Annotated in this window: 11 protein-coding genes; 1 reads left to right on the top strand and 10 read right to left on the bottom strand. The window is 50.2% G+C overall.

Going from position 1 to position 14,798, the window contains the following annotated elements; translation table 11 throughout:
• Positions 1-9 precede the first annotated feature (9 nt).
• From C7378_RS02595 to C7378_RS02585, 3 genes are all read right to left on the bottom strand, one after another.
• Entirely contained in the window at positions 10-987 is a 978-nt protein-coding gene (locus C7378_RS02595) for an SDR family oxidoreductase (RefSeq protein WP_131991390.1), read from the bottom strand.
• A gap of 43 nt (positions 988-1,030) precedes the next feature.
• Positions 1,031-2,377, bottom strand: coding sequence for a nucleotide sugar dehydrogenase (locus C7378_RS02590; protein WP_131991388.1), 1,347 nt, complete (start codon positions 2,375-2,377; stop codon positions 1,031-1,033).
• Between the two features lie 125 nt (positions 2,378-2,502).
• Positions 2,503-3,873 (bottom strand): glycosyltransferase, encoded by a 1,371-nt coding sequence (locus tag C7378_RS02585; RefSeq protein ID WP_165876613.1) that lies wholly within the window; start codon positions 3,871-3,873, stop codon positions 2,503-2,505.
• 221 nt (positions 3,874-4,094) lie between these two features.
• Here C7378_RS02585 and C7378_RS02580 point away from each other — a divergent pair, with 221 nt between their 5' ends.
• A complete protein-coding gene (locus C7378_RS02580) occupies positions 4,095-4,952 on the top strand; it encodes a polysaccharide deacetylase family protein (RefSeq protein ID WP_165876612.1) in 858 nt (285 codons plus the stop codon).
• Here the strand turns inward: C7378_RS02580 and C7378_RS18130 are convergent, their stop codons facing one another.
• The 7 genes from C7378_RS18130 to C7378_RS02545 form a co-directional block, all read right to left on the bottom strand.
• A complete protein-coding gene (locus C7378_RS18130) occupies positions 4,953-6,095 on the bottom strand; it encodes a glycosyltransferase (protein WP_424221166.1) in 1,143 nt (380 codons plus the stop codon).
• Positions 6,044-7,261 (bottom strand): glycosyltransferase family 2 protein, encoded by a 1,218-nt coding sequence (locus tag C7378_RS02570; protein WP_131991380.1) that lies wholly within the window; start codon positions 7,259-7,261, stop codon positions 6,044-6,046. The genes C7378_RS18130 and C7378_RS02570 overlap by 52 nt, the downstream gene beginning before the upstream one ends.
• A 1-nt stretch (position 7,262) precedes the next feature.
• Positions 7,263-8,654, bottom strand: a complete 1,392-nt coding sequence (locus tag C7378_RS02565; protein WP_131991378.1) for a sugar transferase — start codon at positions 8,652-8,654, stop codon at positions 7,263-7,265.
• Positions 8,655-8,664: 10 nt separating this feature from the next.
• Positions 8,665-9,543, bottom strand: coding sequence for a CpsD/CapB family tyrosine-protein kinase (locus tag C7378_RS02560; protein WP_131991376.1), 879 nt, complete (start codon positions 9,541-9,543; stop codon positions 8,665-8,667).
• Positions 9,544-9,615: 72 nt separating this feature from the next.
• Entirely contained in the window at positions 9,616-11,070 is a 1,455-nt protein-coding gene (locus C7378_RS02555) for an XrtA system polysaccharide chain length determinant (RefSeq protein WP_131991374.1), read from the bottom strand.
• Positions 11,071-12,645: 1,575 nt separating this feature from the next.
• Positions 12,646-13,308, bottom strand: a complete 663-nt coding sequence (locus tag C7378_RS02550; RefSeq protein WP_131991372.1) for a polysaccharide biosynthesis/export family protein — start codon at positions 13,306-13,308, stop codon at positions 12,646-12,648.
• A 5-nt stretch (positions 13,309-13,313) separates the two neighbouring features.
• Positions 13,314-14,360, bottom strand: a complete 1,047-nt coding sequence (locus C7378_RS02545; protein ID WP_165876610.1) for a sigma-54 interaction domain-containing protein — start codon at positions 14,358-14,360, stop codon at positions 13,314-13,316.
• Positions 14,361-14,798 lie beyond the last annotated feature (438 nt).

The following is a 14,798-nucleotide window of genomic DNA, read 5'->3' as shown; positions in this document are numbered from 1 at the left end:
ATCTTGGCTCTAAATAGCAATACTCACCGCGGGACGATTAGCCGCGCCGTCATTTTGTGAATACCATGCGACTGTTTTCCGCAATCCCTCTTCAAAGGAGACCGATGGCTCATAGCCAAGATCGCGCCTGGCTTTTGAAATGTCCGCCATGGAATGCTGTATGTCCCCATTACGGGCCGCAGCAAAGATAGGTTGACACTGGTACCCAGTGATAGGCATCAGAAGATTGCAGGTCTCAAGAAGGCTATAGCGCTGACCGCAAGCAACGTTATATACCTTGCCACTCACGGAATTTGCTGCAGCAGATGCTGCCAGCATATTGGCTGCAATCACATTGTCAATGTAGGTGAAATCGCGACTTTGTGATCCATCCCCATATATGGTTGGCGCAGTCTGCGCGAGCATCCCCGTAATGAACTTGGCGAGTACTCCCGAATACGGGGAGTCCGCTGCCTGGTATGGGCCAAATACGTTGAAATAGCGCAGAGAGACCGTTTCCATGCCATATACGCGGGCAAAACTCTGCATGTAATGCTCGCCAGCCAATTTCTGAACAGCATAGGGAGAAATGGGGGATGTGGGCATCTCTTCATGCTTCGGCAGGCTGGGCGACTCCCCATACGCCGAAGAAGACGCTGCATATACAACACGTCTTACGCCTGCGTCCCTAGCGGCCAGCAGGAGTGCGAAGGTGCCTTCTATATTTGCCCCATGGCTTGCGACCGGATCCAGGATGGATTTAGGTACCGACGGCAAGGCTGCTTCATGGAAAACAACATCCACTCCTTTTAGGAGCGGGGTAACTGAGTCTCTATCTCGAACATCAAGACAATGAAACTCCATCTCATCTCGAACATCTTGTAAGTTTTCAAGACGACCTGTTATCAGATTGTCTATACCAATAACTTCATGGCCTTGACTTACAAGATATCTTGCCAACGAAGAACCAATAAATCCGGCAGATCCAGTTATACAAAAGCGTGCCATATATTCCTCTTTTCTTGTCCTGGCGTTACGAATCCTTTTTTGCTTAGCAGCGCACTATATTGTCTGCATGGATTGAGCCCGTTGCATTTCTTGTGTCAATAACGAGCTTCGATTCTCTAACAATCGCCTCATAGTCGTAGTCCGAGTGATCGGTTGCAATAAGAACACAATCGTAGCTCCCCAGATTATCCAGTGGCGTACAGGTGAGATTCAGGGCGTAATGCCGACCATGACCTACTGCGGGAAAGAATGGATCGTTATAGAACACATTTGCGCCTCGCTTTCTAAGCAGTTCAATAAGCGTCAGCGACGGTGACTCACGTAGGTCGTCGATGTCTTTCTTGTATGCGAGGCCGAGCACCAATATCCGGCTTCCCTTGATGGACAAGCAGCGATCATTCAATGCTGCTGCTACGGAGTCAATGACATGGTATGGCATTGACGTATTGATCTCGCCGGCGAGATCAATGAAGCGTGTTGAAAAATCAACTTCTTTAGCTTTCCATGACAGGTAAAATGGATCGATCGGAATACAATGTCCGCCGAGACCAGGGCCAGGATAAAAGGCTTGGAAGCCAAAGGGCTTGGTCGCAGCTGCCTGAATGATCTCCCAAATATCCAGATTCAGTCGCTGACAGAGCAGCTTAAGCTCGTTCACCAGTGCGATATTCACACACCGATAGATATTTTCAAGCAGCTTTGTCATCTCCGCCGCAGCTGGACTCGAGACCGGCACGATGCGTTTGAATATTGAACGATATAATTCCCCCGCGAGCGCACCACTGTGGGCAGAAACCGCACCTACCACCTTGGGAATATCAGGCCGATCTACCTGTGTATTGCCTGGATCTTCACGTTCAGGCGAGTACGCTACATGAAAGCAGCACGATTCGTCCATGCCATCCCGGTAGCATTTAAGTCCTTGAGCATTTCCTGCCTCCAGAAGAGGAACCAGAATTTCCTCGGTAGTCCCAGGGTAGGTTGTGCTCTCAAGAATAATTAGTTGACGGGCACGGAGATGCGGCGCAAGCGCTTTAGCTGTTGATTCAATAAAGCGCATATCCGGACCCTGGTGCTCGTCGAGTGGCGTGGGCACACAGATCATTACTGCATCCATCTTGCTGACAAGATGGTAGTCATCGGTAGCAGAGAACCCTTGCTCTCTTAGCTGTTGAATTTCTTCGGGGAGAATCCGCTGGATGTAGGAGCGCCCTGCGTTTAACGCACTCACCTTGGATTCATCAACATCAAACCCTGTGACCTGGAAGCCTGCCCGTGCATAAAGCATAGCCAAAGGCAGCCCAACGTATCCAAGACCTACAACCCCAAGCTGCGCTGTCCGATTTTTTATTGCTTGCATCTCTGGATGCTGATCAACTGCCGTATTCATGTCTATATTCGCCTTCCGCTTGCTAACTGACTTAGTTCACAGCTACGTATGCACGTTTAGTTCCGTGACAGTATCTTGTTTTCAGTTCTTTACTAGCCGCTACTTCGACGCTGTTTTCCTTGTTCTTATTCTTCCTGCTTCTTACGGCGCCTGATTTTGGGATTCTGGGCATATCGCCGAAAGTGATCCGCCATCCTTTGTTCAGCTATCCTGATGTCGAAACGCCCAACATTTTGGTAGGCATTTTGCCCCATTTCCCGCCGACGATCCGCGCTGCGAAGGGAAAGGATGGCGGATGCCAAATCCTCCGGCTTTTCCGGGGGTATCAAAATGCCCACATCCCCCACAACCTCGCGATTTCCTCCCACATCCGTGGCAATAATGGGGAGGCCAGCAGCCATGTATTCAAGAAGTGAATTCGAAAGTCCTTCAGCAGTGGAGCAGAGAACTGCTATATCCATGGCCGCAAGATATGGTCGAACATCGTGTTGCGCACCAACCAAGCTGACAACCTCTTCTAATCCTTCGCTAGTGATCATCTGCTCGAGCATTGGACGCATATCCCCTTCCCCAACAATGACGAAGCGGAGCTTAGGATCATTCTTTGCCGCAATGGAGGCAGCTTTCAGAAAAGTCGGCAGCCCTTTTACCTTCCTTAGACCCGAAATATTCCCAACCAGCAAATGCTCTTTCCCGATATGCAATTCGCTGCGCACTTGATGACCTTGATGACGGGCGACCCTCAAAGCCTGCAGATCCACACCGTTATAGACGACGTCCAGCTTCGATGGGCTGAATCTCTCAACGTCTAGTACCGACTGCATCACAGCCATAGAATTTGCTATGACGTTATCGACCATCGCGTTGCGGAATTGATATATCAACTGAGACCACGGCTTAGGGAGTTGCGCCGGATCGCTTAGACAGCGGCGCGTTCCGGTAATCACGGGAATACCACTTAGCCGACCCAAGAGTGGGCCGAAGAGGTTGGAGTCTGAGAAAAAAGTCTGGAGTACATCGAATCGCTGTGCCTTGATCCAAGACACAACTCTCGCCATCTCCCGCAAGCCAGTAATCGATTTGAGTGTATGCAGATCAAAATGCTGAACTGGACACCCAGCGATCTCTTCAGTCAGCCATTCTGTCTTTCGGAGGATTCCTATCCATGGCTTCACTCCACAACTCTTGGCAATCTGAGCTAGCTGCAGAAACTGACGTTCCGTCCCCCCCGCCGTTATCGACTCCATGCCATCAATCAGCATCAGTGCCTTTAAGGGGGGTATGGTCCGATCACCACCTGCGCTGCATGGCTCATTCGCCATCAGCTGTTTGCCCTCAAATAGGTCATAACATTTCACTTTTGCACTTCCAACAGATATTCCAAGCAATCGGAGTGCCGACTTTGCAGAGGGTATGTGCATCGATATTCGCATGAATGTCGGAGTCCGCAAGAAACGATGTTGCACCAGGCAGACCCCACTTTGCCTCTTGGCCATTGACGTGCATCTCATATGACCGAATTCCAGGAAGTCTTGAGGTCATCTGTAAATCTGTCATGCGTTTAGGAATCAAATTGAGCCTGGCCTCCGTAATCGATCGAAGCGGTCTAGTGACTGCCCTCCGCCGGTTTCGCTCGACACGAAGTGGCATTGTCCTTACCTTTCATCGTGTCCTACCACAGGCATCGATTGATACTTGCTACGAGCGTCAAATAGCCATGACGGATACCGTCTTTGAGCAGCTTTTGATACTTCTGCAGAGAGAATTTCGAGTAGTTCCCCTTCAACAGCTGGTCGAGAGCCAAGGCAGTCTAGACGGATTACAAAGAGTCGCCCTCACTTTCGATGATGGCTGGGAAGACACCTATTCGCTCGCCTACCCACTCATGTTGCGCTACGGTGTACCAGCTACCGTTTTCATCTGCCCAGGCTTGATGGGAACAAATAGGCTGCTACCGGAAGAGAGGTTCGTAAGAATCTGGCGCTCCTGCAAAAGTCGCGAGCAGTTGCATCTACTGCAAAATGATCTGCGCAAGTGGACCACATGTAATTCCTCCTCCCTTGAAATGCACTTCTGGGCACGTCGCCTGAAGCAACTGCCCATGGATGCCAAGCATATGATGTTGGCACATCTTGAGGATATCTACCGTGTAGCGGGAGATGGCGTGCGTCGCTTTATGACGTGGGACGAAGCTCGCATAATGGCTAATAATGGCATGACCTTTGGTTCACACACCATGAATCACTCTACCCTGAAAGTAGAACAGCCGGAGCATATCATGGAAGATCTTGTTAGCTCGCGACAAATGATCGCGCGTAAGCTAGGTCGAGAAATAACACAGCTCGCCTATCCAAATGGCGGATATGATCATCGCGTAATCGAGCTTGCAGCTGAGGCGGGGTATAGCTATGGCCTTACGACAGATAATGGCTATGTCACACGTTATACGCGGCCCTTATCTATCCCGCGCATCTCTATGGCAGATGCTGTAGTTACAGATGAGCGCACCTCCCTTCACTTCCCAAGAACTCGCGTCTATCTTCAACGATTCTCAGATAAATCAGCGCGTACCTAGTCACGCCAGGCTGGGTACCCTTCTTTGCTTCCTAGAAGCCACTTCGAGAAGCATACCTACTCCTAACCCACCATAAATACAAACAAATGCGAGCGGACCTCTCCAAAGGTGATCCACGCCATGACGTAGCGACAACTGAAGCGAGCACAACAGGATTAGCATAGTAAACGAGGCTACTACAGTTGCGGGGATCCATCCCACGACCGCAGGAAGATACAAAGCCGGTATAAGGCCTACCGCACATGCAACAAGCACAGCGGGCGCTAACTGGCTTAAGGATAAGTAGTCAGGATGCTTTCGCATCAGCCTAATCCTCCCTCTGCCATAACGGACCATCTGCTTCCACAAACCACGTATGCTGCCACGCGGCACATAATTTACTGCAAGTGAAGGATCTGTATAGGCTAGCATTCCGGCCTTTTTGACCCTCAGATTGAAATCGCAGTCTTCACATGCATCAAACGATTCATCGTAGTAACCTACACGGTCGAAGACGGCCCTGAGATAAGAGGCACCAGATGTAGTCGGATCTACAAAACCAGAGCGCTCCATATCGTAAATCAATGAATCACGGCCGTGTCCTAGCCATGAGGCTCTTACATTTGCAACTACAGCCCCAAAGCGAGAAGACGTCGCAGCGACCAAGGGCTGAGGGCGACTAAGGCACTGAGCCCCTGTCATAGCCATCAATGATGCGGTGTTTTGGAGTAGCAGACGTGACGGGATACTACAATGCCCATCGATAAAAACGATAATATCTCCTTTGGCCGTCTGAACCCCTACATTCCTGCCGCCTCCAGATCGTATCGCCCAATTGGTAACTAACCTTACCTGGACGCTGGCAGTAAGAGCCAATTCTTTCACGAGAACGGCAGTGCCATCATTCGACACACCATCGGCCACTACTATCTCGTATCTATCTTTTGGGTAGTGCTGCAATATCAATTCCTGCAGCAGGCTTGGAAGAGTTGCTGATTCGTTTCTGACCGGAATAACAATGGAAATGAATGGGACATATCCTTCATCCCATAAACCACGGAAGTTCACACACGTCCGATTCGTATTGGCAGGATTGTCTTGCTGTGGACTTCTCACCGTACCGTCCGCTTCCACTCTTTTCGTCCAAATCCAACTGAAGCCCATAATTGGATACACCATAAGAAGCCCCAATATAGGGGAATTCCCATGATTGTTGCCCCCGATATTTGCTCATCGGAAGATCTTTTTAAAACGCACCATAAATAGCATCCCTGAAACAGGGTGCTCAACACTAAAGTGCCAAAAGATATACCACCAAGTGTCCCATCATGATGAAGCAGCAGCAACATATATGCGCAGGCCGTTATGTACACCAATATCATTCGACTCGTACATAAAAGCATTATCGCGCCCTCAGCTAGCTTCCAGTCGCGCTTGCGTATCGCCCCTGAGATCAGTCTAGGAATTGAATGCACCATTAGCTTAATCATTCCACTTGCCCAACGGATGCGTTGAGGTCCAGCATCCCTCATGCTAGAAGTCATCCGAGACACTACAACCGCGTCATCCACATAAGCAACCGGAACCCCACCTAACGCCAAGTCTATGGCGTATTCAGCATCCTCAACTATGGAGCCTGCGACAAATGGAACACGCTGCAGCGCAGTATAAGAAAGTGCGAAACCATTCCCCTGCAAAAGGTTTACTAACTTCATAGATGTGCGGGGCAGATAAGTAAATCTATTCTCAGCTGCCTTAGAAAGGCGAGTGAGAGTATTAAAGGATTGCTGTTTCACATCGGCATTTTCAAATTCATATCTTGCCTGCAATGCCACTGCATCGATGCCACACTTCCGGAGTGCATCGTATCTCATCACCATATTTGTGACGCAATCACGATTTACAACCGAATCAGCATCAACGATAAGCGCCAGGTCATATGATACTGACTGCGCCTTATTAAATGCCCAGGCCAGAGCATAACCCTTTCCGCGCTGGGTTATGTCATTCCTGCTCCATACTTCTGCTCCGCACTCTTTCGCTATTTCACTAGTGTCATCACTACAGTTATCTGCAATAACAACCAGCCTGACTAAATGCGGCGGATATTGGAGATCATTAATGCTTCTTATACATGCCGTTATGCCTACCCCTTCATTATGTGCAGGAACGAGGATTAGGACCCTATAAGTAACATCGCCTGTCAACTCGCTTGCCACCCTACGCTTCAGCCTGATACCCATGACAGCAAAAAAGAGGATATATGCAGACACCATTAGTGCCATCCCACTAAGGGTCACCGTTAACAAATCGGGAATCAGTCGCCACACGTTATCTTGCGCCCTTTCCCGAAATCATAATTCTAATGGTCTTGACAACTATCGCCGCATCGAGACAAATAGACCTATTCTTGACATAAAACAGGTCGTACTCTAACTTCTGCTCCGACTCCTCGACAGTAGCTCCATAACCTGCGGACACTTGAGCCCATCCCGTAATCCCGGGAGGAATACAATGCCGCAGGTCATAGTAGGGTATTTGCTGCTTGAGGGCGGAGACAAAATGGGGCCGCTCGGGGCGGGGTCCTATTAGATTCATATCGCCCCGTAACACATTCCATAGTTGCGGCAATTCATCTAGCCTCAATGTTCGCAGAATTCTACCAACTCTTGTTACACGCGGGTCGTGATCGCTTGCCCAGACCGGACCTGTTAACGTCTCAGCATCCGTACGCATTGACCGAAACTTTATGGTAAGAAATACTTTCCCGTTTAGACCCACCCGCTCCTGCATATAAAAGACAGTGCCCTGGCTATCCATCTTGATAAGCAAAGAAACTGCGAGGAAAATGGGAACAGTGAGTATCAAGGCAACAGCAGCCGCTAAAGCGCTAAGCGCACGGCTTATCACTCCCCAGACATGGGACGGCGCAAAGCCCTTACCAAATGACATCTGGGCCGCACGAATAAGCTTTACCGGAATTCGCCCAGTTATCCTCTCATACAACGCAACCGCATCGTCGATATGAACACCAGACCTACGCAGGTCCAAGAGGTCCGCTGCGGGCAGAGATGCAGAGTGTAGCTCTGAGCAGACGGCAACCCTGTCCACACCATAAGAGGCGGCGATAGTAGACAGGTCAGCAAGAGTTCCGCAGATCGCAAAACTTATGTTGGAGGAAAACTCCTTAGCTTTCGACGACACAATGCCACCGAGGCGCAGATCTAAACTCTTGCGCTCCTCGAGCGCGCCGATTAAAAGCTGAATTCCAGGCCCACTACCCACGAGCAACACCCGCTGCTTAGGGAATATGTGATTATGCAACCATCCCGTCCCGTATCTATAGCAGCCAAGTAACACTATAAAGATGAGAAGGTAGATATCAATATCCACGACGCCGCGATCGCCAGCGTGTGCCCAGTACCACACAGGAATCAGAAGTAGAATACCCGTTGAGACCGCCTTCAGTGAGCGGATCAATGTTTGTTGAACACTATAGGAAACGTCTAAATCGTATAAGCCGAACAGATAAAAGCAGAAGAGATACACGCCGACAGATAGCGCAACTCCGAGCGGTAGCAGTGCTCCCTGCTGTATATTCTGGGCTTCCCATTGGCCGGCACGCAACAAAACAAAGGACGCCATAGATGCAACAACGATATCGATTCCAGCGACAAGTAAAAGCCTGGAAGGAACATATAGATTGGATACTTTGACCATCATGGCCTCTAGCCTACTTGTAATATGCGCGGTAGTACTCTTCGTACTTCATCTTCTTAACATCATTAAGGACACAGCCCAGAGCCTTGTCCCCTAGCATCTTTACCGCATCTTGCGCGCAGGCAATGGGGGAGTGATCAGCCCTGACCACCAAGAGCGCATGGTCCACCATCGGTAAGAGCACGTGTGTATCCACAGCCAGGAGAAGGGGCGCAGAATCTATAATCACCATGTCATATTCCTGGCGAGCAGCCTCTAATACTTTCTTTACTCCTTCACTATGCACCGCCTCTTCGGGGCGATCTGCAGGTGAAGACAAAACCAGGGCGTGAAGATTGGGTTTGAGTCCCCATATACATTCATGCCAATCTGGCGCGGTGATATAGGACGACGCTTTGCTCGATTCCTTGATTCCAAGCCTCGTTGCCAGCGAGGGCCTTCTCAGGTCCAGATCGATAATGAGGGTTCGTATCGATGATGCCCCACTCAAAGCGAACGCCAGATTTGCTGCGGTGATCGTCTTACCTTCCTCGGCAATAGCGCTTGTTATCAAAAACACCTTACTCTTCAGATTTCTGGCAACCTGAAGCACTCTGGTACTCAGAAGTCGATAGCGCTCGAGTGGAAAATAGACACACTTCTCCTGCTCCTGAGTGAGCGCATGTGCCAGGATAATGTCTGACTGTACATCGGCCAGATTGTGGTTATGGCGCGGCTGATAGAGCAGATCGCTAGCGCCACCTGTGGGTAGATACGATGACGCTAACTTGGTTCGACCGTTAACGCCGCCTTGAAGTGTAGTAGCTTCGCGTGGCGCATCAATTAACTGGAAGGATTCCGACTGCAGGTTTATAGCAGCTATGTTCTGCTCCTTCCTAAGGCTGATCGTCATTACATTTCCTCTCTCACAAACAGGGTACAACTGGATGACTACCGTTACGTCACGATCGCGATATGAGATTGTTTATGGCCTGTGACCCAGAGACGCGTGCATCTCATCCGTGATGCTTGGGAGTGCGATGATCATCGGGACATCTAGATAATTCGTAAACTCTTCTGCTGTGTGGATCGTAGGGTCTCGCATGTCAATAGCAATTGCGAATAGCAATCCAAAGACGATACCTGCTAATACTCCACCAGCATCTATTAGCAAGAGATTTGGCGACGAGGGTTGCGCCGGAAGATTAGCAGGATCAAGGATACGGAAACTTTCACTGTCGTTATGCTTTTCAAGCTCCGCCGCCATACCGGATATCTGTTGCTTCTCCAGTAATGACTCATAGTTTTTCTGCATGGCGCTGTAGTCGCGATTAAGGTCCTGGAATGAACCCTGTACCGCCGGAAGATTCTCTACACGGCCCTGGAGTCTGTTAAGCTGTGCTTCCAGTTCACGCTGTTTGGCTATTCTAGCCTTGATTTCCTGATCATTTGCTACTAGTTGGCTTTGCAACTGTTGCGTTATAGATGGTGTGCCAGCTCCACTGAGAGAAGGACCTTTTGTGCCTTGATGGGCGACTTGCTTTTCAAGGCTCGCAACTTCTGACTTCAATCGGATGACGTCGGGGTGAGAATCAGTATATTTTTGTTGCGCCGCTGATAATTGATCGCGTTTCGCCTGTAATTGCATCTCCATTGGAGAGGCAATCGTGACGGGAGTATTTGTATTGCTCGCACCATTCATATTCAGCATCGACCGAAGATAAGTACGTTCCTGGTTGGCCCGGTCGATAGCTTCGCTGTTAGCCTGCTCTGCGGCCTGATATTGGGAGATGAGAGATAGATTTGATCCTTCTTGCTCAGGAAGAGCGCCCATATGGGCGGCTTTGAACGCTTTGATCTGTTCTTCTTTAGCTTGTAGCTGCTCCCGCACTTTGGCGAGTTGATCATTGATGAACAGGCTTGTGCCCTGCGCGTCTCGATCTCGCACACGTAGATTTTCCTGAATAAACAGGTCAGCTATTTTCTTCGTGACCATCTGAGCTATTTGCGGAGTGGCGGCAGTATAGGAGATTTTGAATCCGTCGACAGGATTTTGCGCATTGGAACCTCTGATCACGTCCACAGTTATATCTTTCTGCATTGAACGGACGACGGCATTAAGGCCGCCGCTTTGGCGGCTCTCTTTATACAGTCCCAGGTCGTCTGCTATACGCTCGAGACGAGTGCGGCTCATCACTTCTTCTTTAATCGTTTGCAGTCTCTCAGTAACGTCACTCGTAACAGCTGTTTTGACATATTCAGTGGATATCTTCTGCGGGTCGACGAGAATTACGGTTTCAGACTGATACTGTTTCGGCAGCTTAAGGCCAATAGCCACTGAGAGCGCCGCCACGACACAAAAGGGAATGATCATCCACCAGATCCGGCGACGGAGGAGCTCTATTATTTCCTGAGGGCTTGAGGGTAATTTACGAGCCATTTTAACGACCTCCAGATCGAGTTAAGGGATTACCGAATGTGTAGGACATCCCAGTAGTGAAATCATTCCGGCCGATGTTAATTCCCTGCCCAGCTTGGCGGAAAATAGCTCCATTCACATAGAAAGTCGTATTGGGGGTTATGTTATAGCCCAGCCTTAGTGATGTCGCGAAATCGCTGTATTGCCCTCCCTGATAGTGTGGAGGCGCCAGGGCCAATATATAGCGCGTATCTAATACAAGATCCATCTTAGGCGTGATAGGACGGTCAATAGTTGCATATAGAGAGTGCGCCGGGGCAGCGGGGGCTAGGTATCCCAACTGAAAGAGTCGGGCATAACCTGCGTCAAATCTTGCGTACGATGTCTGGTACGAGACACCTAGATTCCCCGTGTAGCTATAGTCATTCTGAACAGGAAAATATGTACTGGCTGAATGACTATATAACGGACCTATGCCAGCATTTAAGGAACCGTGCTTTGTAAATGCCTGATGAAAAGTTATTTGCGCCGAAGTGAAATTGCTCGTGCCAACCGGGGAGAGACCTTTTACGTAGACGTCAGTGAGTTCTACTCCCACTGACTGATAGGGGTTTAGGGCACGCTGGTACTGTAGATCGACAGCCCCTGTCGCTTCTCGATTCAGGAAAGCGGGCTGTGTAGACGTTGCGGCGCTGAGCGGCTCCTGAGTCCAGCCAGCAGTGACCGATCCGCTGACAGTATCTTCTTCCGTGAGGCGATGGGTCACAGCCAAGGTAGAAGCTCCATTGTATAGAGGCAATAGACCACTGGCGAGGGATGACTGAGTAACGCCAGTATTTCCGATTGCTATGACTGGGGGAAGATAATCGTCAAGACTTATGATCCTTCCGCCAGCCATTGACCAGTCCCACGTAGTTAATGCTGAACTTTTATGTTGTAGGTCCTGACTATATATCTGGGAGCTGTGATTTAGACTGGAGTAAGCCGGATAGAAGGTATTAGAGTTACGGAAATAAGCATTGAAGTTTGTAGTCGCTGTCTTTTTCACGAACCCAACTGGGACAGACACGTCAAAATAGTTGCCGGCTGTAGTCTGCGTGCTGCTGAAGTTGTTGAATAGGTTTGAGGTCAGCACCCAGTCGACGTCTATTCCAAGGTTGAATGGTCCAGAGCGTCTGTCATTGTACTGAACAGAGCTGGCGTTACTGTTGAGCTCTGACACATTAGGAGTCAGCATTATCTGCTCCACTGGATAGGCGGGTTCAGCTGTAACGTCCTCACTGTGACTCTCAGGCGGCTGATAGGTTGTAGTGTGGTTAAAAATATCCACCGGATGGGAGTTAATTATGCCGCCTGTCGTGTTCACAGTCCCCGTGTTGTAGCTACCAGACGTTATAGGTTGTATCTGGCTGGTCGCAGGCTGGGAAGGGATAGCGCCCAAGGGCGACAAGCTTGGATCCTGGGTAACATTCGGGGTACTCTGAGCTGGTGTAGCAGGCGCTTGTTGCTGCGGTAATGGCTGCGCAAGCGCGAGACTGCAGCTGGCGAGCAGCAGACCGCTCGCAGATAGGCTTAGCACTGACGATAAAGGCGTCTTCATGGGACCACCACTGTATCGTTGGGCTGAAGAAGGACGTCTTGTGATCCCGACTTGCCGCGAAGGACAGACTTATAGTTAAACGGTATGCGCGCGCGGTGTCCCGACGTAGTTTCGCGAAGCACGTAGATCTTATTCTTCTTAGCAAAGTCGCGGAGCCCTCCAGCGACTGCAAGCGCATCTAGAACACCCATTGACTGAGTAAGAGCAAATGCTCCGGGGTGCTGAACCTGCCCGATGATATTGATACGCTGACTATGGATTTCGGCAACAATAACGGTTAGTTCAGGGTCTTTAACGTACCGAGATAAACTTGCTTTCAATTCATCTTCAAGCTCCGGCGTCGTTTTGCCTGCTGCCTGAACTTCACCTACAAGAGGCAACGAAATACGGCCGTCTGGCCGCACCGGTACGCTCCGCGAAAGGTCCGGCTCATGCCAGACGCTGATGCTGAGCACATCATCAACGCCTACACGATATTGACGGGACGGCACCGCGGTCGCATTGCTGGGAGCGGCTGCCGATTCCAGTGATGCGCTGGGCCCCTGGTTGATATTTAGCGAAGACGACTGCTGCTGTGCTGAGAGGCCCAGGCTAGACAGAAGAAGTACAGGGACCACAGTCGCAATATATCTAACTATTTTTCTAGTAATCGATGTCATGGTGTTTATTCCGTACCGATATCTGGCAATGTCGTTGTATTTCTGGGCTTCACCGTACGCAGAGGAGGCAAGCCGGCCTCTTTGATCTTGTAGAGGAGAGCGCGATAGCTGATGTCAAGTGACCGCGCAGTTTTGCGGCGATTCCATTTGTGGGCGCGAAGTACATCGAGAATGATTCTGCGCTCGAGCGTCTGTAAAGCCTTCCGCGTCTGAATCCGCAACGGGGTATTCAGATCGATCGCCTGAGTCGCAAAAATATTCATCTCCTGCGGATCTCGGAGACTGGGGAGAATTCCGTCTTCGCCGCCGAGAACAACATATCGCTTGGCCAGATTTTCCAGCTCGCGAAGATTTCCCGGCCAGTGATAGGCCTCCAGAAGCTTGAGGGCCGACTTGCTTATTGGCTCTGGGCGACGTCCGAATTGATTGCTAAAGAGCGCTACAAAGTGCTCGAACAGCATCGGGACGTCTCCTGCGCGGTCGCGCAGCGGAGGCATCTCAATCTTGAGCACGTTGATTCGGTAAAAGAGGTCAGATCGGAAGGTTCCGTTGGCGACTTCCTTTTCGAGGTTGCGATTGGTGCCGCATATCAGCCTGACATCGACCTGGCGCTCCTCTACAGACCCCAGTCGGACAATTCTGAAATCCTGCAGCGCGCGGAGCAGCTTGGACTGCAAAGCGAAATCCAGTTCCCCAATTTCATCGAGAAACAGGGTTCCATGGTTTGCCTGCTCAAACTTCCCGGGCTTTCCCGACTTCGCGCCTGTAAAGGCGCCAGCGTCATACCCGAAGAGCTCACTTTCGAAGAGCTGCGCAGGTATTGCCGGGCAGTTTACCTTGACCATGTTGTAGCGCCCACGACGGCTCATCTCGTGAAGGAGACGGGCGGCAAGGTCTTTACCGGTACCGCTCTCCCCCGTGATGAGGACTGGGACTTCCGTCATGGCAGCGCTTGCTAACTGCTCCCAGATCTTGCGTATGGCCGAAGATTGACCAATAAGAAGGTCTTGAGGATGTCGAAATTCTGCTAATGGATTCTGATCTGGCGTCACGTCGGGTATGTATGCACGCTACCTGCCATCGCACCTCAGAGCGTCGACTCAGCGGCGAACTCAGGACGGAAATAGAGGAGTGCACATAAAGGAGGAGCGCCAGAAAAGCGGGATAAGCGGCCGGAGGCGGAGTATGCGCATATTTTTGCACCGCCAAGCGCCACATGATTAGCGGTCTAGCGCACCCGACTACCGATATTCGAGCTTGGGCAGTAAGTCGATAAATGTGAAAAGTTTTTCCCATATCCAAGGGAATATTCTTACCTTCCTCCTTCTTGCATATTCCATTAAACTAATGATTCCAAACGAGTTATTAATAGGAAAAGTGGGACGCCCGGGATGGGAAATGACTTTCACACTGTCTAACTTCTGAACATAGAGATAATTAAGAGGGGTAACTGATTACCACTAATTTCGCCCCGGATTACGATTGTGGGA

The sequence above is a fragment of the Acidipila rosea genome, from assembly GCF_004339725.1.
Taxonomy (GTDB): Bacteria; Acidobacteriota; Terriglobia; order Terriglobales; family Acidobacteriaceae; genus Acidipila; species Acidipila rosea.
This window is presented reverse-complemented; position numbering and strand designations above follow the sequence as displayed.